19 protein-coding genes and 1 tRNA gene are annotated in these 24475 nt (G+C 73.8%); 15 read left to right on the plus strand and 5 right to left on the minus strand.

Features of this window, described 5'->3' with window-relative positions; genetic code table 11:
- Position 1: 1 nt before the first annotated feature.
- The 7 genes from HZZ00_RS03500 to HZZ00_RS03530 all read left to right on the plus strand — a co-directional run bounded on the left by HZZ00_RS03500 (position 2) and on the right by HZZ00_RS03530 (position 10336).
- Positions 2 to 292, plus strand: coding sequence for a DUF3039 domain-containing protein (locus HZZ00_RS03500; protein ID WP_070022705.1), 291 nt, complete (start codon positions 2 to 4; stop codon positions 290 to 292).
- A 231-nt stretch (positions 293 to 523) separates the two neighbouring features.
- On the plus strand, positions 524 to 2197 hold the full coding sequence (locus HZZ00_RS03505; RefSeq protein ID WP_180333376.1) for a beta-N-acetylhexosaminidase: 1674 nt from the start codon (positions 524 to 526) through the stop codon (positions 2195 to 2197).
- A 292-nt stretch (positions 2198 to 2489) separates the two neighbouring features.
- Entirely contained in the window at positions 2490 to 3383 is an 894-nt protein-coding gene (locus HZZ00_RS03510) for a xanthine dehydrogenase family protein subunit M (protein ID WP_180330825.1), read from the plus strand.
- A complete protein-coding gene (locus HZZ00_RS03515; protein ID WP_180330826.1) occupies positions 3380 to 5965 on the plus strand; it encodes a 2Fe-2S iron-sulfur cluster-binding protein in 2586 nt (861 codons plus the stop codon). Before HZZ00_RS03510 ends, HZZ00_RS03515 begins: the two co-directional genes overlap by 4 nt.
- The gene (locus tag HZZ00_RS03520; RefSeq protein ID WP_180330827.1) at positions 5962 to 8271 is read left to right on the plus strand and encodes a xanthine dehydrogenase family protein molybdopterin-binding subunit; all 2310 of its coding nucleotides are present in this window, start codon (positions 5962 to 5964) and stop codon (positions 8269 to 8271) included. Before HZZ00_RS03515 ends, HZZ00_RS03520 begins: the two co-directional genes overlap by 4 nt.
- A 199-nt stretch (positions 8272 to 8470) precedes the next feature.
- The gene (locus tag HZZ00_RS03525) at positions 8471 to 9628 is read left to right on the plus strand and encodes an SUKH-4 family immunity protein (RefSeq protein ID WP_180330828.1); all 1158 of its coding nucleotides are present in this window, start codon (positions 8471 to 8473) and stop codon (positions 9626 to 9628) included.
- 66 nt (positions 9629 to 9694) lie between these two features.
- Positions 9695 to 10336 carry a hypothetical protein gene (locus HZZ00_RS03530; RefSeq protein WP_180330829.1) on the plus strand — a complete coding sequence of 214 codons (642 nt, stop codon included), beginning with the start codon at positions 9695 to 9697 and terminating at the stop codon, positions 10334 to 10336.
- Positions 10337 to 10438: 102 nt separating this feature from the next.
- Here the strand turns inward: HZZ00_RS03530 and HZZ00_RS03535 are convergent.
- Positions 10439 to 10510: transfer RNA gene (locus HZZ00_RS03535), tRNA-Cys, on the minus strand.
- Positions 10511 to 10686: 176 nt separating this feature from the next.
- Between HZZ00_RS03535 and HZZ00_RS03540 the strand changes: the two genes are divergently transcribed.
- The 4 genes from HZZ00_RS03540 to HZZ00_RS03555 all read left to right on the plus strand — a co-directional run bounded on the left by HZZ00_RS03540 (position 10687) and on the right by HZZ00_RS03555 (position 15859).
- Positions 10687 to 12123 (plus strand): MFS transporter, encoded by a 1437-nt coding sequence (locus HZZ00_RS03540; RefSeq protein ID WP_180330830.1) that lies wholly within the window; start codon positions 10687 to 10689, stop codon positions 12121 to 12123.
- Between the two features lie 150 nt (positions 12124 to 12273).
- The gene (locus HZZ00_RS03545; RefSeq protein WP_180330831.1) at positions 12274 to 14070 is read left to right on the plus strand and encodes a DEAD/DEAH box helicase; all 1797 of its coding nucleotides are present in this window, start codon (positions 12274 to 12276) and stop codon (positions 14068 to 14070) included.
- 300 nt (positions 14071 to 14370) lie between these two features.
- Complete coding sequence (locus tag HZZ00_RS03550) at positions 14371 to 15012, plus strand: IclR family transcriptional regulator (RefSeq protein ID WP_180330832.1); 642 nt, start codon at positions 14371 to 14373, stop codon at positions 15010 to 15012.
- A 55-nt stretch (positions 15013 to 15067) separates the two neighbouring features.
- Positions 15068 to 15859 (plus strand): S16 family serine protease, encoded by a 792-nt coding sequence (locus HZZ00_RS03555; protein WP_180330833.1) that lies wholly within the window; start codon positions 15068 to 15070, stop codon positions 15857 to 15859.
- A gap of 244 nt (positions 15860 to 16103) precedes the next feature.
- On the opposite strand, the gene HZZ00_RS03560 is transcribed toward HZZ00_RS03555, so the two are convergent.
- A complete protein-coding gene (locus HZZ00_RS03560) occupies positions 16104 to 16577 on the minus strand; it encodes an Lrp/AsnC family transcriptional regulator (RefSeq protein WP_070022715.1) in 474 nt (157 codons plus the stop codon).
- Positions 16578 to 16699: 122 nt separating this feature from the next.
- Between HZZ00_RS03560 and hppD the strand changes: the two genes are divergently transcribed.
- Positions 16700 to 17848 carry a 4-hydroxyphenylpyruvate dioxygenase gene (gene hppD / locus HZZ00_RS03565; RefSeq protein WP_180330834.1) on the plus strand — a complete coding sequence of 383 codons (1149 nt, stop codon included), beginning with the start codon at positions 16700 to 16702 and terminating at the stop codon, positions 17846 to 17848.
- A gap of 55 nt (positions 17849 to 17903) precedes the next feature.
- Here the strand turns inward: hppD and HZZ00_RS03570 are convergent, their stop codons facing one another.
- Positions 17904 to 19394 carry a tetratricopeptide repeat protein gene (locus HZZ00_RS03570; RefSeq protein WP_180330835.1) on the minus strand — a complete coding sequence of 497 codons (1491 nt, stop codon included), beginning with the start codon at positions 19392 to 19394 and terminating at the stop codon, positions 17904 to 17906.
- 92 nt (positions 19395 to 19486) lie between these two features.
- Here HZZ00_RS03570 and HZZ00_RS03575 point away from each other — a divergent pair, with 92 nt between their 5' ends.
- The gene (locus tag HZZ00_RS03575) at positions 19487 to 20902 is read left to right on the plus strand and encodes an FAD-binding oxidoreductase (protein WP_180330836.1); all 1416 of its coding nucleotides are present in this window, start codon (positions 19487 to 19489) and stop codon (positions 20900 to 20902) included.
- A gap of 32 nt (positions 20903 to 20934) precedes the next feature.
- On the opposite strand, the gene HZZ00_RS03580 is transcribed toward HZZ00_RS03575, so the two are convergent.
- Positions 20935 to 21348 (minus strand): SsgA family sporulation/cell division regulator, encoded by a 414-nt coding sequence (locus HZZ00_RS03580; RefSeq protein WP_180330837.1) that lies wholly within the window; start codon positions 21346 to 21348, stop codon positions 20935 to 20937.
- A 244-nt stretch (positions 21349 to 21592) separates the two neighbouring features.
- Here HZZ00_RS03580 and HZZ00_RS03585 point away from each other — a divergent pair, with 244 nt between their 5' ends.
- Together HZZ00_RS03585 and HZZ00_RS03590 are read left to right on the plus strand one after the other, a co-directional pair.
- Positions 21593 to 23128: an RDD family protein gene (locus HZZ00_RS03585; RefSeq protein WP_180330838.1), complete on the plus strand. Its 1536-nt coding sequence runs from the start codon at positions 21593 to 21595 to the stop codon at positions 23126 to 23128.
- A 133-nt stretch (positions 23129 to 23261) separates the two neighbouring features.
- Positions 23262 to 23981 carry an RDD family protein gene (locus HZZ00_RS03590; protein ID WP_180330839.1) on the plus strand — a complete coding sequence of 240 codons (720 nt, stop codon included), beginning with the start codon at positions 23262 to 23264 and terminating at the stop codon, positions 23979 to 23981.
- 21 nt (positions 23982 to 24002) lie between these two features.
- On the opposite strand, the gene HZZ00_RS03595 is transcribed toward HZZ00_RS03590, so the two are convergent.
- The gene (locus HZZ00_RS03595; RefSeq protein WP_180330840.1) at positions 24003 to 24239 is read right to left on the minus strand and encodes a hypothetical protein; all 237 of its coding nucleotides are present in this window, start codon (positions 24237 to 24239) and stop codon (positions 24003 to 24005) included.
- Between the last annotated feature and the right edge of the window lie 236 nt (positions 24240 to 24475).

Below are 24475 nucleotides of genomic sequence, written 5' to 3' on the forward strand. Positions count from 1 at the left end.
TATGAGCACTCTTGAGCCCGAGCGCGGGACTGGTACGGGGACCCTCGTAGAGCCGACGCCACAGGTGTCCCACGGCGACGGCGACCACGAGCGCTTCGCCCACTACGTCCAGAAGGACAAGATCATGGCGAGCGCCCTCGACGGCACCCCCGTCGTGGCGCTGTGCGGCAAGGTCTGGGTGCCGGGCCGCGACCCGAAGAAGTACCCCGTGTGTCCCATGTGCAAGGAGATCTACGAGTCCATGGGCAGCGGCGGCGATGACAAGGGCGGCGACAAGGGCAAGGGCAAGTAGCGCCCCGCCCCCCCGTGGTGACCCGCGAGGGCCTCGGTGCGCTTCGGTGCGCGCCGGGGCCCTTCGCCGTGCCGGGGCTTGCTCGTGTCACGCGTCCGGGTGGTCGAGACCTCTTGTGGGCGGGAGGCGCGGGACCTAGCCTCCCTGTCCATCGACCGGTTGTGTGGAGCGAAACGGCCGTTGCGCATGATGCAACGCGAGCGTGGAGGTGCGGCGGACCACATGAGTGACATGAGCGACAAGGGGCCGGTTCCGGCCGATTTCCCGGAGTCCGGGGCGGTGGCGCTGATTCCGGCGCCGGTCCGGGTCTCGGTGCCCGGCACCCGCTGTGTGATCGACGCGGACACGGAGATCGACGCCGGCGAGGGCGCCGAACGGGTGGCGAGCTGGCTGCGCTCGGCCGTCGGCGCGGCCACCGGGCTGCCGCTCGCGCCGTACCGCGACGGCCCCGGCCGCATCCGGCTGCGGATCCTGCCCGCGCTCGCGGACGAGTTCGACGGCCCCGAGTCCTACCGCCTGCGCGCCGAGGGCCGGCGGATCGAACTCGACGGGGCGAGCGCGGCCGGACTCTTCCAGGGCGCGCAGACCCTCCGGCAGCTGCTCGGGCCCGACGCCTTCCGGCGCGCCCCGATCGGCGACCGCGCCGCATGGGAGTTCCCCGCCGTCACCGTCGAGGACAGCCCCCGGTTCGCCTGGCGCGGGCTGCTGCTCGACGTGGCGCGGCACTTCATGCCCAAGGACGGGGTGCTGCGCTATCTCGACCTGATGGCCGCGCACAAACTCAACGTGCTGCATCTGCACCTGACGGACGACCAGGGCTGGCGGATCGAGATCAGGCGCTACCCGAAGCTGACCGAGACCGGCTCCTGGCGGTCCCGGACGAAGTTCGGGCACCGGGCCTCACCGCTGTGGGAGGACAAGCCGCACGGGGGTTACTACACCCAGGACGACATCCGGGAGATCGTCGCCTACGCGGCCGAGCGGCACATCACCGTCGTACCGGAGATCGACGTGCCCGGCCATTCGCAGGCCGCCATCGCCGCGTACCCGGAACTCGGCAACACCGACGTCATCGACACCACGGCCCTCTCCGTCTGGGACACCTGGGGGATCAACTCCAACGTACTGGCTCCCACCGACAACACCCTGCGGTTTTACGAAGGGGTGTTCGAGGAGGTCCTGGAGATGTTCCCCTCACGGTTCATCCACATCGGTGGCGACGAATGCCCGAAGGACCAGTGGCAGAAGTCGTCGGCGGCCCAGGAGCGCATCGCCGGGCTGGGGCTCGCCGACGAGGACCAGCTCCAGTCCTGGTTCGTCCGGCACTTCGACACCTGGCTCGCCGCGCGCGGACGCCGGCTGATCGGCTGGGACGAGATCCTCCAGGGCGGCCTCGCGCCGGGCGCCGCGGTCTCCTCCTGGCGCGGTTTCGAGGGCGGGGTCACCGCCGCCCGGGCCGGGCACGACGTGGTCATGTGCCCCGAGCAGCACGTGTACCTGGACCACCGCCAGGCCCCCGGCGACGACGAGCCGGTGCCGATCGGCTTCGTGCGCACCCTGGAGGACGTCTACCGGTTCGAGCCCGTGCCGGCCGCCCTCACCGAGGCCGAGGCGCGGCATGTGCTCGGCACCCAGGCCAATGTGTGGACCGAGGCCCTGGAGGACGCCGGGCGCGTGGACTACCAGGCGTTTCCCCGGCTCGCCGCCTTCGCCGAGGTCGCCTGGAGCCGGCTGCCGGCCCCCGCGGACCGGGACTTCGCCCGGTTCGAGCGCCGGATGACCGCGCACTACCGGCGACTTGACGCCCTGGGCGTCGCCTACCGGCCGCCCGCCGGGCCCCGGCCGTGGCAGCGGCGCCCCGGGGTGCCGGGCCGCCCGATCGACGGACCGCCGCCCAACAGGTAGCCGCGAACGGCCGGATCCCGGCGGGTGTACTCCAACGGGCCCGCCGGGCAACGCGGATAGAACAGATAGCGGAAAAACCCCGTCAGCATCACCGAAGAGTGGCAATTCGCCCTCTTCGGTGATGCCTCGCCAAACCGTCCATCTCCCCGATGAGGTGGGCGAATGCCTCCTAGCGGACCCCCGCGTCCGGGCCCTGCGAAGATGTGCCAGAGTTGCCACGTCCGCCCTGTCAGCACGTACCGTACGGCGCAACAGGCGGGACCAGGTGGGGCAGCGGGAAGGGGCAGCCGGTTTGACCACGCACGCACCGCAGGCGGGGCAGGCCGTCACGCTGCCCACGACGCTGGACGAGGCGGTGGCGGCGCTCGCCGCGATGCCCACCGCGGTCCCCGTCGCGGGCGGCACCGACCTGATGGCCGCCGTCAACTCCGGGCAGCTCAGGCCCGCGGCCCTGGTCGGCCTCGGCCGGATCAGCGAGATCCGCGGCTGGCAGTACCAGGACGGCCACGCGCTGCTCGGCGCCGGCCTCACCCACGCCCGCATGGGCCGCCCCGACTTCGCGGCCCTCATCCCGGCGCTCGCCGCCGCCGCCCGCGCCGCGGGCCCGCCGCACATCCGCAACGCGGGCACCCTGGGCGGCAACATCGCCTCCGCCGCGCCCACCGGGGACGCGCTGCCGGTGCTCGCCGCCCTGGAGGCCACGCTGATCGTCGCGGGCCAGGGCGGGGCACGCCGGGAGGTCCCGGTCTCGCACCTGCTGGCGGGCGTGGAGATGCTGGGCGGCGGTGAACTCATCGGCTTCGTACGGGTGCCGCTGCTGCACGCCCCGCAGGTCTTTCTGAAGGCCACCGCGCGCACCGGACCCGGCCGCGCCCTCGCCTCCGTGGCGCTCGTCCTCGACCCGGCCCGGCGCGGCGTGCGCTGTGCCGTCGGGGCCATCGCGCCGATGCCGCTGCGGCCGCTGGAGGCCGAGCAGTGGGTCGCGCAGCTCATCGACTGGGACAACGACCGCGCGCTCGTCCCCGAGGCACTGAGTGCCTTCGGCGAGTACGTCGCCGCGGCCTGTATCCCCGACCCGGCGCCGGAGGCGGACGGCTCGGTGCCGTCGCTGCCGCCCGCCGTACTGCACCTGCGGCGCACCGTCGCCGCGCTGGCCCGACGAGCACTGGGGAGGGCGCTGTCGTGACCGACGACCAGCACGGAGAGGGCACGCCCGAGGGCGGCGGGCGCTGGAACCCGCTGCCGGGTGACTACGACGACGGCGCCACCGCCTTCGTCAAGCTCCCCGAGGGCGGCATAGACGCCCTGCTGTCCGGCGACAGCCCGCTGGCCGCGCCCGGCCACGGCTATGTGCCGCCGCGCATCCCGCAGGCCCCCGCGGAGGGCGCCGCCGGGGGCTGGCCCGCCGCGGACGGCGGCGGGTGGCCCGACCCGGGCGCGACGCACGGGGGCGCGGACGACCGGTTCACGTACGACCCGGCCGCCACCCAGCACTGGACCTTCGAGGAGCCCGCGGCTCCGGCCGCGCCCGGCCACGACGTCACCGGGCAGTGGTCCATCCCCGTCGCCGGCGGAGAACTGCCGGACGAGTCGGGCGAGTTCACCACGTCGTCCCTGGTGGAGCAGTGGGGCGGCACCCCGCCGGCCACCCTGCCGGGCGGCGCGCCTGCCCCCTGGGCCACCAACGCCGGCCAGCCCTGGGGGCAGGCGGCCGGGGCCGCGGCCCCGGTGGCGGACGGGTACGCGACCGGCGAGGGGTACGGCACGGAGGCCGGGGGCGCGCCGGGGGAGACGTACGGCGGGACCGGTGGCGTGCCGGGAGAGGTGTACGGCGCGGGGGCCGGGGAGCACCCGGGCGACGAGGACTTCGGCGCGGGGCGTGCGCAGGGCGCGTACGCCGCTCCGGTGCCGGGTGCGGACACGCACGACGGATACGGACCCGCGCAGGGCGCGGACCCACAGACCGGTCACCCGCAGGCCGGTCACCCGCAGGCCGGTCACCCGCAGGGCCGGCACGCCGGAGCGCACGGCGCGGGCCCGCAGGGCGGTACCGCGCCGGGCGCGTACGACCAGGGGGCGTACGAGCAGCCCGCCCGGCCCGACGGCGCGCCCGCGCACGATCCGCACGGCCAGGGTGCGCGGGAACACGCCGCGCACGGACACGACGACCGGATAGAGGGCCCGCTCGGCCAGGCCGGGCAGGGACTGCCGGGACACGCTGAGGCCGCGCACCGGCACACCGCGCACCCCGGACCGGCCCCGGTGGAGCCGGGCCACACCGAGGCGGTCCACACCGCGCCGGACCACACCGACGCCGCCCACGACCCGTCGGCGCCCGGCGCATCGCCGTACTCCACGCCCGGCGCCCACGCGCGGGACGAGCACGCGGCGGAGGCGCACCACACGCCGCCCGCCGGTGTCCCCCTGGAGCAGACCGCGCACGACCCCGCGACGGCCCCTGAGCGTCCCGTCGACGGCCCGGCGGACCACACGGCCCCCGCCGAGCCTGGTGCCGCGCCCGAGGCCGTCACGGAGCCCGGCACGGCCTCCGCCGGGGCGGAGGCGGCGGACGCGGCTGACGCCGCGGTCCAGGAAGCCGAAGCCGCCCCGACGGCACCGGTCGTACCGGAGCAGCGCACCGGCGCGTCCGCGCCCGCCGTGCCCGGGCAGCGGTCCGACACGCCCACGCCCCCCTCCGGCGTACCCACCGTCCCCGCTCCGGCGCACGACGGCGACACGCCGGTGGCACCGTCCGGCGCCCCGGAACACGCCGTCCAGGACGTCCCGGAGGCCGCGCCCGCGGACGGCGCCCGGCAGGAACCCCACGACCTGGCCCAGCGGCCCGGACAGCCGGAACAGACCGAGCCGTCCGAGCTGTCCGAGCCGTCCGAAGGGGCCGAACAGCCCGCCGGATCCGCCGAGTCCGCCCTCGGCGCCCCCGAGGCTCCCGGCACCCCGGACACCGCGGACACCTCGGACGCGCCGGACACTCCGGACGTCCCGGAGGAGCCCGCGCCCCTCCCGCCCCACGACGACCACCCCCTCGCCTCCTACGTCCTGCGGGTGAACGGCTCCGACCGCCGGGTCGCCGACGCCTGGATCGGCGAGTCGCTGCTGTACGTGCTGCGCGAGCGGCTGGGGCTCGCCGGGGCCAAGGACGGCTGCTCGCAGGGCGAGTGCGGGGCCTGCAACGTGCAGGTGGACGGCCGCCTGGTGGCCTCCTGCCTGGTGCCCGCCGTCACCGCGGCCGGCACCGAGGTGCGCACGGTCGAGGGCCTGGCCAAGGACGGGCAACCCTCCGACGTGCAGCGGGCGCTGGCCCGGTGCGGTGCCGTGCAGTGCGGCTTCTGCGTGCCCGGCATGGCGATGACGGTGCACGACCTGCTGGAGGGCAACCCCGCGCCGACCGAGCTGGAGACCCGGCAGGCCCTGTGCGGCAACCTGTGCCGCTGCTCCGGGTACCGGGGCGTCGTCCAGGCCGTCCAGGAGGTCGTCGCCGAGCGCGAGGCCGCGCACGCCCCCGAGCCGGAGGCGGACCCGGCGGGCGAGGCGCGCATCCCGCAGCAGGCGGGCCCCGGCTCCGGCGGCGTCGGCCCGTCGGCGTTCGAGGCACCGGGTGCCTTCGACACGCCGCCGCCCGCGCCGGACGGGTACGGCGACATGCCGGGCGGCTACGGCGAGGCGCCCGACGGCTACGGCGACACGCCGCCCTACGGCACGCCGGGCCCGCACGACCAGCACTACGGCCAGGACGGAGGCCAGGCGTGAGCAACGAAGCCGCCACCGCGACCCCCGCCGGGGAGCCCGCCCCCGAGCCCGAGGGCCCGCCGCACGGCCTCGGCGTCTCCCTGCCGCACGCCGACGCCCGCGCCAAGACCGAGGGCACCTTCCCCTACGCCGCCGATCTGTGGGCCGAGGGCCTGCTCTGGGCGGCCGTACTGCGCTCCCCGCACGCGCACGCGCGGATCGTGTCCATCGACACCCGGCACGCCCGCGAGATGCCCGGCGTGCGCGCCGTCATCACCCACGAGGACGTGCCCGGCACCCCACGCCACGGCCGGGGCACCCCGGACCGGCCGGTGTTCGCCTCCGACGTCGTACGGCACCACGGCGAGCCCATCGCCGCCGTCGCCGCCGACCACCCCGACACCGCGCGGATGGCCGCGGCCGCGATCATCGTCGAGTACGAGATCCTCGACCCGGTGACCGACCCCGAGCAGGCGTTCGAGGCGGAACCGCTGCACCCCGACGGCAACCTGATCCGGCACATCCCGCTGCGCCACGGCGACGCGGAGGCGGTCGGTGAGGTCGTGGTCGAGGGGCTGTACCGCATCGGGCGGCAGGACCCGGCCCCGATCGGCGCCGAGGCCGGACTCGCCGTGCCGCGCCCCGACGGCGGTGTGGAGCTGTACCTGGCCTCCACCGACCCGCACCACGACCGCAACACCGCCGCCGCCTGCTTCGGCCTGTCCCCCGATCGGGTGAAGATCGTGGTCACCGGGGTGCCCGGCGCCACCGCCGACCGCGAGGACCAGGGCTTCCAACTCCCGCTCGGTCTGCTCGCTTTGCGCACCGGCTGCCCGGTGAAGCTCACCGCGAGCCGCGAGGAGTCCTTCCTCGGCCACGTCCACCGCCACCCCACCCTGCTGCGCTACCGCCACCACGCCGACGCCGAGGGCCGGCTGGTCAAGGTGGAGGCGCAGATCCTGCTGGACGCGGGCGCGTACGCCGACACCTCCGCCGACGCGCTGGCCGCCGCGGTCTCCTTCGCGTGCGGCCCGTACGTCGTCCCGAACGCCTTCATCGAGGGCTGGGCCGTGCGCACCAACAACCCGCCCTCCGGCCATGTGCGCGGCGAGGGCGCGATGCAGGTGTGCGCCGCCTACGAGGCCCAGATGGACAAGCTGGCCAGGAAGCTGGGCGCGGACCCGGCCGAGCTGCGGCTGCGCAACGTGCTGGCGACGGGCGACGTGCTGCCCATCGGCCAGACGGTGACCTGCCCCGCCCCGGTCGCCGAACTCCTCCAGGCGGTACGGGACTTCCCGCTGCCGACGCTGCCCAAGGACACGCCCGAGGAGGACTGGCTGCTGCCCGGCGGCCCCGAGGGCGCGGGCGAGCCGCAGGCGGTACGCCGGGGCGTCGGCTACGGCCTCGGCATGGTGCACATGCTCGGCGCGGAGGGCGCCGACGAGGTGTCCACGGCGACGGTCAAGGTGCACGACGGCATGGCGACCGTGCTCTGCGCGGCCGTGGAGACCGGCCAGGGCTTCACCACGCTGGCCCGGCAGATCGTCCAGGAGACCCTCGGCATCGAGGAGGTCCGGGTCGCCCCGGTCGACACCGACCAGCCGCCGTCCGGCGCGGGCTGCCGGGGCCGGCACACCTGGGTGTCCGGCGGCGCGGTGGAGCGGGCGGCGAAGATGGTCCGCACCCAGCTGCTCCAGCCGCTCGCGCACAAGTTCGGCATGTCGACCGAGCTGCTCCAGATCAACGACGGCAAGATCACGTCGTACGACGGGGTGCTGTCGACCACCGTCACCGAGGCGCTGGACGGCAAGGAGCTGTGGGCCACCGCGCAGTGCCGCCCCCACCCCACCGAACCGCTGGACGCCGCCGGGCAGGGCGACGCCTTCGTGGGACTCGCGTTCTGCGCGATCCGCGCGGTGGTGGACGTGGACATCGAGCTGGGCTCGGTCCGGGTGGTGGAGCTGGCGGTCGCCCAGGACGTCGGCCGGGTGCTCAACCCCGCCCAGCTGGCGGCCCGGATCGAGGCGGGCGTCACCCAGGGCGTCGGCATCGCGCTCACCGAGAACCTGCGCACCCCGCGCGGGCTGGTCCGCCATCCCGACCTGACCGGCTACGCCCTGCCGACCGCCCTGGACGCGCCGGACATCCGGATCGTCAAGCTGGTGGAGGAGCGGGACGTGGTCGCGCCCTTCGGCGCCAAGTCGGTCAGCGCGGTACCGGTGGTGACGGCCCCCGCGGCCATCGCCTCCGCCGTCCGCGCGGCCACCGGCCGCCCGGTCAACCGGCTGCCGATCCGCCCCCAGGCCGCGGTCGTCACCACGCGGTGAACGCGGCGGCCGCCGTGCTCCCGGTGAGCGCGGCGGCCGTCCCGACCCGGTGAGTTTCGCGGGGCAACGTGCCCGGGTCGTCCGGCGTCCTTTCCGTCGAGGGGCGTTGTCAGTGGGGCGGCGTAGTGTGCACAGCGGTGGGGGAGCCGGGCAGCGGCGCCGGCCACACTGTCACGCAGTGGGAGATCGCGGGGGAGCGATGAGTACGACGGATGCCTGGACGGCGGCGATCACACTGACCGAGGCGGAGCTGGACCGCCATGTCACCCACGCGCCGACGCGCGGACTGCTCACGGGCCCGGGGCTGCCCGCGGTGACCGACGTGCTGACGTTCTCGCCGCTGCGCGCCCACGGCCTGCGCACCCTCGCGGACGCGGCCGAGGGCCCGCTCCACCTGGCGGAGGAACTGCGCGACCGCCTGGTGATAGGCGAACTGCTCAACCCGCCGGGCACGGAGCGCGAGTCGATCCTGCTCGACGGCGACACGGGCGAGGTGACGACGGCCTACCTGTGCGACCCGTCCGAGTCCCGCCCCTTCGCGCCGTCCCTGGCCACACTGCTGCGGTTCGCCGCGGTCACCGAGGAACTGACGGGCCTGCGCGGTCGGTTCGCCTCCCTGGCGGGCCAGTACGGCCCGAGGACGGTCGCCGAGGCCTCGCGCCGCCTGCTCGCCCTGTTCGAGGAGGGCACGGACGGCGTGGTCCCCCCGTACTGGAAGGCGGCGGCCCTGATCCGCCCGCTGTCCCTGGTCGCGGGCCCCGGTACGGCGTCCGGCCTCGCCCTCGACCTGCCCGCCCGCGTCCTGGACCAGGAGTTCGGACACGGCCGGGTGGCCCGCTTCGAGGACGTCGACTTCCCGGCCACGCTCACCCACGAGCCGACCCGCCGCTTCCTGCGCGAGACCGGGCTGCCGGAGGAGGCGGTCCTCTTCTTCGCCGACCCGGACGCCCCGCTGCCGACCCTGCGCGAACACTTCACCCGGGACCGCCCCGACTACCCGCTGTCCGAACTCCCGGCACACAGCGACCACTTGATCCGCCTGGGCTACCTGGTCGAGGACAACAGCCTGGTGGTGGACGGCCGCACGGGCGCGGTCCTCGCCTTCAGCGAACCGGAGGCGGCGCTCTACCCCCTCAACACCGACGTCTCCACCCTCGCCTTCACCCTCTGGCTGCTGCACCACGAACGCACCATCGACCAGCACCTCTCCCACGAACTCAGCACGGCCTCCTACGACCAACTGGCCGCCGCCATGCTGCACACCCTCACCACCGTCGACCCGACGGCCACGCTGCCCGGCGCGACATGGCACTACTGGACCGAGACGTTCCAGGACGAGGCGGGCGGGGTGCTCTGAGCCCAGGCGCCCGGCGCCTTCCCGACCCAGGCTGAGCCGGCCGAGGCGCCCGCCTATGCTCGGGCCGTGCATCCGCCTTCCGACAGCAGCAATCCGTTGATCGCGGCGTTCCCAGCCGAGCTTGCGAGCGATGCCGAGGCGGTCCTGGCGGTGATGCCTGGTTCTCGACACCAGCCGCATGCCTCGTTCTCGGTCGCTGTAGAGGGCCAGCAGGTTGTGATCCCCGGGCGCCTCTACAACGACGAGCCGCCGACTGACGCGGTGGCGTCCCTTTCGTCGCGCCAACGGCAGCTCCTGCACTGCCTGTACTCAAGGCACTGCGACGGGGTGGTCAGACAGCATCACCTGGAGAAGGCCGTAGGTTCCATGGACTCATGGGTCGTTCCCTACGTCGTGCAGCTGGTTGGCGAGTACGTCGTGGAGATCCTGGTCGCCATCTGCGATGAGCTTGTTGATCTCGTCACGCCCGGCACCTGCGGCCACCTTGCTTACGGGCAGTTCATCGTGGACAACCCCGCCTTCTTCGCGCGCACTCAACGGCGGGTCGTGAGCTACTGGAACTGCTATTACAGGGGCAGGTACGCGAGTTTTCGGGACTACCCGGGATGCACTCTTCTTGACCTCTTCCGGTCCGCCGCCTCCGACAGAGCAGGGCGCCCCTGGCCCAGCCTCGCTCCGGTTGGCGCCAGGGTGGACGGCTGCTGTTAGGAGGCGAGGTCGCCAGGCCGAGCGTGCCTCAGGACCGAGCAGGCGGGGAGGGCGGCATCCGTGAAGGGGTGCCGCCCTCTTGCTCTCCCTGGTCGATATGAGAGGCCGTGGCGGGAATTGAACCCGCGTACCTCGCTTTGCAGGCGAGTCCCTGAGCCACTCGGGCACACGGCCGTGTTGGTGAAACGACCGTAGGGCCCGGGAGCGGTGGGGCTCAAGGGGATGGCCGGGGCCGCAATGTGACTGCCACACCGCGTTCACAGGACGAGGGGGACCAGGACCAAGGTCGTAGCGGGAGGTGGGACCACCGACAGGGGTCAATGTCGGTGACGGGCCTTACCCTGACGGGCATGAGTGTCCTGGGATCCCGTGCCGCCGATGCCGTGGCGGAGGAAGACGTCGAGCCGGACGGCGGTGTGCTCGGCCGGGCCTACCAGGCGCTGAGCGTCGGCATCGTCTCCGTCGTCCTGCTGATCGCCTTCGAGGCGACCGCCGTGGGCACCGCGATGCCCGTCGCCGCCCGCGAGCTGGACGGCGTGGCGCTGTACGCGTTCGCGTTCTCCGGGTACTTCACCACCAGCCTCTTCGGCATGGTCCTCGCCGGTCAGTGGGCCGACCGGCGCGGTCCGCTCGGGGCGCTGACCAGTGGGATCGGGGCCTTCGCGGTGGGGCTGGTGATAGCCGGCACCGCGCGGACGATGTGGGTGTTCATCCTGGGCCGGGCCGTCCAGGGGCTCGGTGGCGGACTGGTCATCGTCGCGCTGTACGTCGTCGTCGGCCGCGCCTACCCCGAGCGGCTGCGCCCCGCGATCATGGCGGCGTTCGCGGCGAGCTGGGTCGTGCCCTCCGTCGTCGGCCCGCTCGCCTCCGGTGCCGTCACCGAGCAGCTCGGCTGGCGCTGGGTGTTCCTCGGCATCCCGGTCCTCGTGGTGTTCCCGCTGGCCCTCGCCCTGCCGCAGATACGCCGGCGGGCGTCCGGACCGGTCGACGCGGAGGCGGGCGCCGCCGCCTTCGACCGGCGGCGCATCCGGCTCGCCCTCGGCATCTCCCTCGGCGCCGGCCTCCTCCAGTACGCCGCCCAGGACCTGCGCCCCCTCTCCCTCGTGCCCGGCGCGGTCGGCGTCGCCCTGCTGGTGCCCGCCGTCCTCGGCCTGCTGCCGCCCGGCACCTGCCGGGCCGCCCGCGGCCTGCCCGCCGTCGTCCTGCTGCGCGGGCTGTCCGCCGGGTCCTTCATCGCCGCGGAGTCCTTCGTGCCGCTGATGCTGGTCACCCAGCGCGGGCTGTCGCCGACGCTCGCCGGGTTCTCGCTGGCCGCGGGCGGCGGCACCTGGGCGCTGGGCTCCTGGGTGCAGTCCCGGCCGCGCCTGGCGCCCCACCGGGAGCGGCTGATGACCGGCGGGATGCTGCTGGTCACCGTCGCGCTGCTGGCCGCGCCGAGCGTGCTGTGGCACTCCGTGCCCGCCTGGACCGTGGCCGTCGCCTGGGCCTTCGGCTGCTTCGGCATGGGCCTGGTGATCTCCTCCACCAGCGTGCTGCTGCTGCGTCTGTCCGCGCCGGAGCAGGCCGGTGCCAACTCCGCCGCGCTCCAGATCTCCGACGGCCTCTCCAACGCCCTGCTGCTCGCCGCCACCGGTGCCGCCTTCGCCGCCCTCGGCGGCGGCACCTCCGCGACCACGACGACCACCTCCTCCCACCCCGCCGCCTTCGCCGCCGTGTTCCTGCCGATGGCGGTGGTGGCCCTGGCCGGGGCCTGGGTGACGACGCGGATGCGGACGGAAACTCCCTGAGTTCGCGCGGCGCGGGCACCGGAGCGCGCCGGTTGTGACGTGAGTCCCACCCTGGGGCGACCCGGCCTCGTTCGGCGTCGGCGGGGAGCGCGGCGCCGGTAGGGTGGCCCGGTTGTCATACGTAGCCGACTGACCTTGACCACGGAGACCGTGACTACCACCGCTTCCTCCACCCCGTCCCACCACCTTTCCCCCGCCTTCCCGGGCCGTGCGCCCTGGGGCACCGCCAGCAAGCTGCGTGCCTGGCAGCAGGGGGCGATGGAGAAGTACATCCAGGAGCAGCCGCGTGACTTCCTCGCCGTCGCCACGCCCGGCGCCGGCAAGACCACCTTCGCGCTGACGCTGGCCTCATGGCTGCTCCACCACCACGTGGTGCAGCAGGTGACGGTGGTCGCGCCCACCGAGCACCTGAAGAAGCAGTGGGCCGAGGCGGCGGTGCGCGTGGGGATCAAGCTCGACCCCGAGTACAGCGCCGGCCCCCTCGGCCGGGAGTACGACGGGGTCGCCGTCACCTACGCCGGTGTCGGCGTGCGCCCCATGCTGCACCGCAACCGCGTCGAGCAGCGCAAGACGCTGGTGATCCTGGACGAGATCCACCACGCCGGCGACTCCAAGTCCTGGGGCGAGGCCTGCCTGGAGGCGTTCGAACCGGCCACCCGGCGGCTCGCGCTGACCGGTACGCCGTTCCGTTCGGACACCAACCCGATCCCCTTCGTGACGTACGAGGAGGACAACGCCGGCATCCGCCGCTCCGCCGCCGACTACACCTACGGGTACGGCTCCGCGCTCGCCGACGGCGTCGTCCGGCCGGTCATCTTCCTCTCCTACAGCGGCAACATGCGCTGGCGCACCAAGGCCGGTGACGAGATCGCCGCCCGGCTCGGGGAGCCGATGACCAAGGACGCGGTCAGCCAGGCCTGGCGCACCGCGCTCGACCCGCGCGGCGAGTGGATGCCGAGCGTGCTGCGCGCCGCCGACCAGCGGCTCACCGAGGTCCGCAAGGGCATCCCGGACGCCGGTGCGCTCGTCATCGCCTCCGACCAGGACTCCGCCCGCGCCTACGCCAAGCTGATCCGTGAGATCACCGGCACGAAGGCCACGCTGGTCCTGTCCGACGACGCCGGCGCCTCCAAGCGCATCGACGACTTCAGCGCGAGCGACGACCGCTGGATGGTCGCGGTGCGCATGGTGTCCGAGGGCGTCGACGTGCCCCGCCTCGCGGTCGGCGTGTACGCCACCACCATCTCCACCCCGCTGTTCTTCGCCCAGGCCGTCGGCCGCTTCGTACGGTCCCGGCGGCGCGGCGAGACCGCCTCCGTCTTCCTGCCGACCGTCCCCGACCTGCTCACCTTCGCCAACGAGATGGAGGTCGAGCGCGACCACGCCCTCGACAAGCCGAAGAAGGAGGGCGAGGAGGACCCGTACGCCGAATCCGAGAAGGAGATGGAGGAGGCGAACAAGGAGCAGGACGAGGACACCGGCGAGCAGGAGCAGTTCGCCTTCGAGGCGCTGGAGTCCGAGGCCGTCTTCGACCGGGTGCTCTACGACGGTGCCGAGTTCGGCATGCAGGCCCACCCGGGCAGCGAGGAGGAGCAGGACTACCTCGGCATCCCCGGGCTGCTGGAGCCGGACCAGGTGCAGCTGCTGCTGCAGAAGCGGCAGGCCCGCCAGATCGCGCACAGCAAGAAGAAGCCCGACACCGAGGCCGACCTGCTGGAACTGCCGGCCGAGCGGCGCCCGGTGGTCAGCCACAAGGAGATGATGGAGCTGCGCAAGCGGCTCAACACCCTGGTCGGCGCGTACGTCCACCAGAGCGGCAAGCCGCACGGGGTGATCCACACCGAGCTGCGCCGGGTGTGCGGCGGGCCGCCGAGCGCGGAGGCCACGGCCGGACAGCTCAAGCAGCGCATCGCCAAGGTGCAGGAGTGGGCGACCAGGATGCGCTGAGGACCGGGCGGGCCGGGTTTACGCTGCCGTACGTATACGGACGAATACCCTCAGTCCGCCTGGGTCCTTGACCGGATTCTGGACCAAGACTTCCGCTCAGCGAACCCCCTTCGCTACTGTCCCGCTACGCATACGCCCCGTGGCAGCGCCGCCGCGGAGCGCAGCCGTGAAAGCGACAGGGTCCGGAGCCGCCGGGCCGTCCTGCCGATCGGCGGCCTCTGGAGCGCGTCGCCGACGGGACTCGGTGACGCATTGTCCGCTCGGGGGCCCGCCGACCTCACCGCCGAAGGAGTGGGGGTCGTGACCGCGGAGACCTCTCAGACGCTCGACCGGGGACTGCGGGTCCTCAAGCTGCTCGCCGACACCGACCACGGGCTGACCGTCACCGAGCTGTCCAACAAACTGGGCGTGAACCGGACCGTGGTGTACCGGTTGCTCGCCACGCTGGAGCAGCACGCCCTCGTCCGGCGCGACCTCGGCGGACGCGCCCGGGTCGGGCTCGGGGTGCTGAGGCTCGGGCGGCAGGTGCATCCGCTGGTGCGGGAGGCCGCGCTCCCCGCCCTGCGCTCGCTGGCCGAGGACATAGGGGCCACGGCGCACCTGACCCTGGTCGACGGCACGGAGGCGCTGGCCGTGGCCGTGGTCGAGCCGAGCTGGACCGACTACCACGTGGCCTACCGCGCGGGCTTCCGGCATCCGCTCGACCGCGGTGCCGCGGGCCGGGCCATCCTCGCGGCCCGCCGCGCCCCCTCCGCCGAGCCCTCCTGCACCCTGACCCAGGGGGAGCTGGAGACGGGGGCGTGCGGTGCGGCGGCGCCGCTGGTGGGGGTGACCGGGGTGGAGGGCAGCGTCGGCGTCGTCATGCTCGCGGACTCCGTGCCGGAGCGGGTGGGTCCCCGGGTGGTGGACGCGGCGCGGGAGGTGGCGGAGGCGCTGCGCTGAGCGCCCCGGCGGCCGCCGGCGCTGCCGCGCGCGGCACGTCACGTAAATTGAACCCGTGCTCTCACGTCTCACGCGTCGCCAAGCCCTCACCGTGTGCGCCCTCCCGGTCGTTGCGCTGTTCGCCACCGCGGTGTTCGCGCCGCTGCCGTTCTCCGTGGCGCAGCCGGGGATGACGGCGAACGTGCTCGGGGCGAACAAGGGCACCCCGGTGATCACGGTGGACGGCGCGCAGACCCGCAGGCCGAGCGGCCAGCTGCGGATGGTCACCATCGTGGCGACCGGCCCCGACGCCCGGGTCTCGCTCGGCGACGTGATCGGCAACTGGTTCCGCACCGACCGTGCCGTGATGCCCCGCGACGCGGTCTACCCGACCGGCGACACCCTCAAGGAGATCGAGCAGCACAACACGGCGCAGATGCGGCAGTCGCAGGACGCGGCGACCAGCGCGGCGCTGAAGTACCTCGACCTGAGCCCCGACCAGGTCAAGGTGACCCTGAAGCTGGCCGACGTGGGCGGTCCGAGCGCGGGCCTGCTGTTCTCCCTGGGCATCATCGACAAGCTGCACGGCGACGGTCACGGCGGCGATCTGACCGGCGGTCGCACCGTCGCCGGTACGGGCACGATCGACGAGGCCGGCCGGGTCGGCGCGGTCGGCGGCGTGGCGCTGAAGACGCAGGCCGCCCGGCGCGACGGCGCCACCGTCTTCCTGGTGCCGAAGGCCGAGTGCGCCGACGCGAAGGCCGAACTGCCCAAGGGACTGCGCCTGGTCCCGGTGACCACGCTGAAGGGCGCGGTCGACTCCCTGGTCTCCCTGGAGAAGGGCACGGGCTCGGTACCGAGCTGTTAGGGCCTCTCGTCTGGATCATGCCGGGCTCGCGGGGTCTGGCACGCACATCTGCGGCGTTGTCGTCGGTCGCCAACTCCCCCACGCTCGGCTTCGCTCGCGCGGGGGCACCCCCATCGCGTTGACTCCCTCCTCCGCCTTGCATCTGCACGCACCAGACCCCTCTCCCTGATCCGGCCTGATCCAAACGAAAGACCCTAGGGGCGCCGCGGCTCGCGGTCGCCGACTCCCGCCAGGATCACCCCGGTTACCCCTCCTCCTCCGCCGCCTGCTCCACCAGGGGGATGATCCGCAGCGGCACCGGGTTCTCCATCACGATCGCCGTGGAGGCGCGCACGATGCCCTCGAAGCCGACGACCCGGTCGATCACCCGCTGCAGATCGGCGTTGGAGCGGGCGACCAGGCGGCAGAGCATGTCGCCGCTGCCCGTGGTGGTGAGCAGTTCCAGTACCTCCGGCACCGTCGCCAGGTAGGCGCGCACGTCCGCCCCCTGGCCCTGCCGGATCTGGAGCGTGGCGAACGCGGTGACCGGATAGCCGAGGGCCGCCGGGTCCACCTGCGGGCCGAAGCCCCGGATGACGCCGTTCGACTGGAGCCGGTCGAGACGGGCCTGCACGGTGCCCCGGGCGACCCCGAGGCGCCGGGACATCTCCAGCACGCCGACGCGCGGCTCGCGCGCCAGCAGCACGATGATCCGCCCGTCCAGATGATCGATCGCCACAGCCCCTCCCGGGGTGGTCATCCTGTACAGAAAGCCCGGCCGGTGGGCCGTTCCGCCTAACAAATTGCCCAGTGAATACGCGAACTATTGCGCACCTTGCAGAGTCGGGTCACCCTTCCGCTATGACGCAGACCACACAGCACACTCCCGAGACGACCGCCCGGCAGGACGACCCCTTCCCGGTCAAGGGAATGGACGCGGTCGTCTTCGCCGTGGGCAACGCCAAGCAGGCGGCGCACTACTACTCCTCCGCCTTCGGCATGAAGCTGGTCGCCTACTCCGGACCGGAGAACGGCAGCCGCGAGACCGCCAGCTACGTCCTGGAGAACGGCTCCGCCCGGTTCGTCTTCACCTCGGTGATCAAGCAGAGCAGCGACTGGGGCCGCTTCATCGAGCGGCACGTGGCCGAGCACGGCGACGGCGTCATCGACCTGGCCATCGAGGTCCCGGACGCCCGCGCCGCGTACGAGTACGCCATCGCGCAGGGCGCGCGCTCGATCGACGAGCCGTACGAGGTCAAGGACGAGCACGGCACCGTCGTCCTCGCCGCCATCGCCACCTACGGCGAGACCCGCCACACCCTGGTGGAGCGCTCCGGCTACGACGGCCCCTACCTCCCCGGTTTCGTGGCCGCCGAGCCGATCGTCGCGCAGCCCGAGCACCGCACCTTCCAGGCGATCGACCACTGCGTCGGCAACGTGGAACTCGGCAAGATGAACGAGTGGGTCGGGTTCTACAACAAGGTCATGGGCTTCACGAACATGAAGGAGTTCGTGGGCGACGACATCGCCACCGAGTACAGCGCGCTGATGTCGAAGGTCGTCGCGGACGGCACCCTGAAGGTGAAGTTCCCGCTCAACGAGCCCGCGATCGCCAAGAAGAAGTCGCAGATCGACGAGTACCTGGAGTTCTACGGCGGTCCCGGCGTCCAGCACATCGCGCTGAACACCAACGACATCGTGCAGACCGTCCGCACCATGCGCGCGGCCGGCGTCGAGTTCCTGAACACCCCGGACTCGTACTACGACACCCTCGGCGAGTGGGCCGGCGAGACCCGGGTGCCGGTGGAGACGCTGCGCGAGCTGAAGATCCTCGTCGACCGCGACGAGGACGGCTACCTGCTGCAGATCTTCACCAAGCCGGTCCAGGACCGGCCGACGGTGTTCTTCGAACTGATCGAGCGGCACGGCTCGATGGGCTTCGGCAAGGGCAACTTCAAGGCCCTGTTCGAGGCGATCGAGCGCGAGCAGGCCAAGCGCGGCAACCTCTGAGCCGCACCCGGTGAGCGGGGCCCGGCATCCCACGTGCCGGGCCTCCGCCCATGTCTCAGCCCGGCACCTCCACGTCCTGCGGTTCGCCCAGCGCCGCGAGCGCCGACCTGGCCTGCGGGGCCCACAGGGGCGAGAAGGACGGGTTGATGCGCAGGGCCTCCTGGAGGCTGCGGCGCGCGGGCCCCTCCAGCTCCAGCGCGGCCTCGATCGCCCCCCGGTGGTAGGAGTACAGCGCGCTGCGCAGGCCGCCGCCCTTCGTGCCGTCCGTCGCGGTCGTGGCGTACTCCAGGGCCTCGTCGTCCTCGCCGACCCGGTGCAGTGCCCAGCCGAGCGCGTCGGCCACCTCGGTCCCGGGCTGGCGGTCGTACTCGGCGCGCAGCCGCTCCACGGCGTCCGACGCGTCCCCGTGGTCGGCCTCGTACCGCCCGAGCACCAGCTCGTCGTCGACCCCGCCCGCCGTCTCCCGCTTCGCCAGCTCGGCCACCTGGTCGTAACTCCGCCGGGCCTCCGCGGTCCGGCCCAGCGACTCGTACAGCTCGCCCAGCTCCAGGGCGTCGCGCGGGTCGGCCCGCCGGTCCAGGGCCGCCCGGTACGCGGTCACCGCCTCGGCCGGCCGCCCCAGCGCCGCCAGCGCCCGCGCCCGTCCGGACGGTGCCGCCTGCTGGTCCGCGTCCAGCCGCAGGGCCTCGTCGTAGTGGCGCAGCGCGTCCTGCGCGTCCCCCCGCTCGAAGGCCAGTTGGCCGAGCTGGGACAGGTAGGCGGCCTGCTGGGCGGGGGAGCCGGCGGCGGCCGCCGCGTCGCTCAGCTGGGCCACCGCGTCCTCGCGCCAGCCCCGGCTCCGGTAGACCGCCGCGGCCTGTGCCATCACGGCGGGCCGTTCGGCCGGCGCGGGCTTCAGCGCCATCAGCTTCTCCAGGGCGGTGCCGACGGATTCGTAGTCGCCGAGCCCGTCGTACGCCTCGATCAGCGGCGCGTACGAGCTCCACCGCTGCGGTGCCAGCTCCTGCGCCTGCTCGCCGTATCGTTTCGCCTCCGAGAAGTCCCGGCGCGCCAGCGCCAGCGCGGCCATCCCGTCCAGCGCCTGGAGGTTCTGCTCCTCGTCCACCACCTGGAGCGAGGTCTGCAAGGCCCGTTCCGCCCTCGGGAAGTCCGCGGCCTGCGCCGTACGGCGGCCCCGTTCGACGTAGGCCGTGCCCAGCACCGCCCACGCCTTCGCGTCCTGGGGCTGCGCCCGCACCCGCTGCTCCTCCTGCCCGATGAGCGCGGTCAGGGCGGGCAGCGCGGCCGGCACCCCGGAGGTCACCGCGGTCAGCGCCTGCGCCGCCTGCGCCGGGGCGCGCACCGGCGCCCGGTGGGCCCGCGGCCCCGCGGCGGGCGGACTCGCGGCCCCGGACCGCAGCCCTGGCCACACCGCCAGCACCGCGCCCGCGACCAGCCCGCCGGTCAGCGCGGTCACCAGCACCCGCCGCAGCAGTCGCCGGGAACGGCGCGGCGTGGAGGGCTCGCTCATCAGGGACGTACCCGGCTCGCTCACTCGGTTGTCCATGGCGCTCACTGTGCGTCAGTACGACAAGAAGATCGCGCCGAGTGAGGCAGGAGGCTGACGGGGTTCACACCGATGGCTGTGAGTGCGAACCTGTGATCATGAGCCGCATCGAAGCGCGCCGCGACGTAGCGGGCGCAGCAACCGGTAGCCTCACCGACCGGCTCCTGGCCGGCCTGCCCGCCGAGGCCGTCCTGACCGACCCGGACGTCACGGCCTCCTACGCCCACGACATGGCCAGCTTCTGCCCCGCCGGGGCCCCGGCCGTCGTGGTCCTGCCGCGCACCGTGGAACAGGTGCAGCACGTCATGCGCACCGCCACCGAACTGCGCGTCCCCGTGGTCCCGCAGGGCGCCCGCAGCGGCCTGTCCGGCGCCGCCAACGCCTCGGACGGCTGCATCGTGCTGTCCCTCGTCAAGATGGACCGCATCCTGGAGATCAACCCCGTCGACCGGGTCGCCGTGGTCGAACCGGGCGTGATCAACGCGGCCCTCTCCCGAGCCGTCGGGGAACACGGCCTGTACTACCCGCCGGACCCCTCCAGCTGGGAGATGTGCACCATCGGCGGCAACATCGGCACCGGCTCCGGCGGCCTGTGCTGTGTGAAGTACGGGGTGACCGCCGAGTACGTCCTCGGCCTGGACGTCGTCCTCGCCGACGGCCGCCTGATGTCCACCGGCCGCCGCACCGCCAAGGGCGTCGCCGGCTACGACCTCACCCGCCTGTTCGTCGGCTCCGAGGGCTCCCTCGGCATCGTCGTCCGCGCGGTCCTCGCCCTCAAGCCCAAGCCGCCCGGACAGCTCGTGATGGCCGCCGAGTTCGCCTCCGCGGAGGCCGCCTGCGAGGCCGTCTGCCACATCATGGAGCGGGGCCACCTGCCCTCCCTGCTCGAACTGATGGACCGTACGACGGTCAAGGCGGTCAACGCCATGGCCCGCATGGGCCTGCCGGAGACCACCGAGGCGCTGCTGCTCGCCGCCTTCGACACCCCCGACCCTGCCACCGACCTCGCCGCCGTCGGCGCCCTGTGCGAGGCGGCCGGCGCCACCCAGGTGGTCCCGGCCGAGGACGCGGCCGAGTCCGAGATGCTGCTCAAGGCCCGGCGGCTCTCGCTGCCCGCGCTGGAGGCGGTCAAGGGCACCACGATGATCGACGACGTGTGCGTCCCGCGCTCCAGGCTCGGCGCCATGCTGGCGGGCATCGAACGGATCGCCGCCAAGTACGGCCTGACGATCGGCGTCTGCGCGCACGCGGGCGACGGCAACACCCACCCCACCGTCTGCTTCGACGCCCAGGACGAGGACGAGTCCCGGCGGGCCCGCGAGTCCTTCGACGAGATCATGGCCCTGGGCCTGGAACTCGGCGGCACCATCACCGGCGAACACGGCGTCGGCGTGCTGAAGAAGGAGTGGCTGGCGCGGGAGATCGGGTCCGTCGGCGTGGAGATGCAGCGGGGGATCAAGGCCGTGTTCGACCCGCTCGGCATCCTCAACCCCGGCAAGCTCTTCTGACGGCGCCCGGCCCCCGGCGACGGGGGACCGGGTCACCGGGCGAGCAACTGGTCGAGCGCGTCGTCGATGCCGAGCTGCCCGCCCTCCGTCCCCGGCGGGACCGCGCGCAGCGTCCGCTCCAGCCAGGCCGACACCTGCGGGACCGGCGCCTCCAGCAGCGCGTCCCCGTCGGGTGAACTCAGCGCCATCAGCACGACGCTGCGCCCGTCCGCCTTCGTCGGCCACACCCGCACGTCCCCGTGCCCGCACGGCCGGAAGACGCCCTCCACCAGCAGTTCGCGGGCGAACGTCCAGTGCACCGGGTGCTCGGAGTTGATGTGGAAGACGATGTGGACGGCGTAGGGGTCGTCGCACCGGTAGGCGAGCAGGGCCGGGACCGGGATGCTCCGCTCGGGCGACAGGATCAGCTTGAGTTCGAGTTCCCGTTCCACCACCGTGTGCTGCATGACCTGGGCTCCTTGTCTGTCGGAGGACGTGCGCGGACCGCGGGGCGCGGGCCCGTACCAGGGGAGAGGAGACGGCGGCGCGGGCATTACGCGGGTTCGGAGAAATTTTTTTCGGCCCGGCGTACCGGGTGCGCCCCGCGTTGCCCGGAAGGAGTGGGTCCTGCGGGACTGGCGGTGGCCGGTGCCCGCGTCTGATAGATGTGGGAGGCCCATCCCACCCACGAGCAGATACGGGACGACGGACATGAGCGCCCCAACCCCGGCCCCAGGTGACGACAGGCCCCGCGAGGGCTACTACCCGGACCCGTCCATCCCCGGCTACGTCCGGTACTGGAACGGCACCGCCTGGGTGCCCGGCACCAGCCGCCCCGCCCCCAAGGACGGCGAACCGCTCAGCCCGCCCCCCGGCGTCACCCCCGCCGTGGAGGAGACGGGCCCGCACTTCTTCGACGAGGAACCCGGTGGCCCGGCGGCCTCGGGACCGGCGGTCACGGGGAACTCCGCGCGGCAGGCGGAGGATTCGGGGACACCCGGCCGGTGGCCGGCGGCGGGCGACGCGGGGGTGGCCGCCGCCGACGGCGCGCCCGGCCGGGAGGCGGAGCGGGCGGGCGGGTCCGGGCAGGCGGGGCAGGCCCGGTGGGGTGGGGCCGGGGTGCCCGGGCAGGCCCGGCAGCCCTGGCAGCAGGGGGCCGCCGCTCCCCGGCAGACTCCGGCCGGCCCGTCCGTGCCCGCGCAGGGCGGTGCCGCCGGTCCCCGGGGCGCCGATCCGCGCGTGGCGCCCGGTCCGGCGCAGCCCGAGGGCCGGGCGGCCCGCGGCGACGGCACGGCGACCATCCCGCCGGCCGGGAGCGAGGCCGCGGACCCCGGCACCTTCGTCTTCCGGCGGCCCGTCACGGGACCGGCCGCGCACACGGACGACGGCACCATGACGATCCGTCCGGTCCCGCCGGGCCAGGGCGGCGCGCCCGGCTTCGGCACCCAGGGCCCGGTCGCCGCGCCCGCCCCCGCCGCGCCCGCCCCCGCCGGGCCGTCCCCGTCCCCCGGCCCCGGTTTCGGCGCCGTGCAGGCACCCCAGGCCCAGGCCCCGCAGCCCCAGCCGCCCCAGACCCGGCAGCCCGCGCCCGCGTCCCCGTCCGGTCCCGCCGCCGTGCCCCCGCAGATGCCCCAGCAGGCGGGCGGCCAGGCGTCCTGGGCACAGCAGGTGCACCAGCTGGCCGGCGGCGCGGACGAGCAGCCGGTGGCGCCGTGGAAACCGCCGGTGGAGGACCTCTTCCAGGCGGCGGCGCGCCGGCAGGCCGCCGCCCGCCCGGCCGGACTGGGCAAGCGGTTCGCGGCCCGGCTGATCGACAGCGTGGTCGTGGGCGCCGTGACCGCCGCCGCGGCCGTGCCGCTCGGCGTCCGGGCCGTCGACCACATCCATCAGAAGATCGACGCGGCCCGGCTGTCCGGGCACGAGGTCACCGTCTGGCTGCTCGACGGCACGACCGGCACCGGCCTCGCCGTCGTGCTCGCCGTGCTGCTCCTGGCCGGCGTGGTCTACGAGGTGCTGCCCACCGTCAAATGGGGCCGCACCCTCGGCAAGAAGCTGTGCGGCCTGGAGGTCCGGGACATCGAGGCGCACGAGCCCCCGACCTTCGCGCCGGCGCTGCGCCGCTGGCTCGTCTACAGCGTCCCCGGGCTGCTCGGCATCGGGATCGTGGGCGTGCTGTGGTGCCTGTTCGACCGGCCCTGGCACCAGTGCTGGCACGACAAGGCGGCCCACACCTTCGTCGCGGGCTGAGCCGCGCGCGGGACCGGGGCGCGGCCGGGCGCTGCACCGGTGCCGGTGCCGGGCCGGGCCCCGCGAACAGGGCCGTCGCCCGTACGGCCGTCCGCCGGATGCGGAACCGGGGCGTTCGCGATCCACTCGGGCCATGAGCAGCACACCGCCCCCCGGCTCCGGAGAGCCGCCACCCGAGGACGACCCGTTCAGGAAGCCGCCCCCGTCGGAGCCGGGGCCGGGCTCGCCGTACGACCGCCCGCCGGACGGCGGCGGCCCGTACCCCCCGCCCTACGGCGGCAGTCAGCCCCCGCCCTCCGGCGGCCCGTACGGGCAGGGCCCCTACGGCGGTGGCCCGTACGGCGGCGGCCCCTACGGAGCCGGTCCGTCCGGCCCCGGCGGTCGTCCCACCGACCCCCTCGCCGGGATGCCCCCGCTCGCCGACAGCGCCAAGCGGACGCTCGCCCGCATCATCGACATGATCCTGGTCGGGATCGTCGTCTACCTGCTCACCTGGGCGTTCAACGTGCGCGAGTACGAGGTGAACGGCGACCGCGTCGACGCCGCCCGCTCGCTCGGCCAGTCCGTCATCGCCGCCGTCCTCTACATCGCCTACGACACCTTCCTGACCCACCGGACCGGTCAGACGCTCGGCAAGAAGTGGCTGCGCATGCGGGTGGCCAACCTGTCCGACGGCGCCACCCCCGGCATGCGGACCGCACTGCTGCGGGCCCTCGTGCTGTGGCTGCCGTTCGCCTTCTGCTGCGCCTGCGTCTGGACCGTGATCTGCGGCGGCTGGAGCTTCTTCGACCGGCCCTACAAGCAGGGCCTGCACGACAAGGCGGCCAGGACGGTGGTGGTCAGCACCGACTGACCGCCGCCGTACCGGCCGGCGTCACAGGGCCGTCGGGACGCGCCGCTCCTCCGGAGCCGCCCCGGCGGCCTCTTCCGTGCCCCGCGCCCGTGGCGCCGGCACCGTCATCGCGACCAGCAGCCCGAGCGCGAGCGCGGCGAGGGCGATGACGGCGATGCCGACGCCCGAACTCGTCTGGGACAGCAGCAGCATGGCGAGGGTCGAGAAGACCACGGTGCACGCACCGTAGGCGAGCTGGGCGACGGTCGGACGAGGCATGGCAATCGTGTCCTCGGAAGTCTTCGTGATCGGTTGACCGGGTGATCGGGTGCCGTTCGACTCTCTTCTCTCCTCGCCTGCATGCCCGAGCGGACCCCTCGGTAAGCGTGACCTAACCCACGGTGCCGATGCACGGGGGGCGCACAGGAAGCACGCCCCGCCTAAAGTCGACGTCAACTCCGCATAGTCCACCAGACCTTACCGAGTCAAGATCTGTCTTTTCTTCTAAACCTCTA

Source organism: Streptomyces sp. NEAU-sy36, assembly GCF_013423905.1.
GTDB lineage: Bacteria > Actinomycetota > Actinomycetes > Streptomycetales > Streptomycetaceae > Streptomyces > Streptomyces misionensis.